Raw genomic sequence first — 261 nt, 5'->3', positions numbered from 1 at the left:
GTCGGCCCCGGCAACGGTAACAAGCTGGGCGAGCCCGAGGTCGAGCACGTCACCCTGTCCGAGTACAAGGACTACAACGGCAAGGGCAGCAAGGCCATCGACAAGGCCGGCAACTTCACCATCACGCACCACTACGTGCAGCTGTGGCTCAAGCCCGGCACCGCGAAGAAGTACTTCAAGGCGACCTTCTACGTCCTCGAGGGCTTCATCAAGGACGTCGGCAAGCTCGGCGACAACGTTGGTGGCCAGGGCTTCACCTGG

1 pseudogene is annotated in these 261 nt (G+C 62.5%); it reads left to right on the top strand.

The features are described 5' to 3' along the window. Positions 1–261: pseudogene (locus ACLQ2R_RS39685) on the top strand (hypothetical protein); the annotation flags it as partial.

The organism is Streptosporangium sp. DT93 (genome assembly GCF_049844535.1).
In the GTDB taxonomy this organism is placed as follows: Bacteria; Actinomycetota; Actinomycetes; order Streptosporangiales; family Streptosporangiaceae; genus Streptosporangium.
The sequence above is the reverse complement of the archived record's forward strand: the minus strand, read 5'-3'. Positions and strand labels throughout refer to the sequence as shown.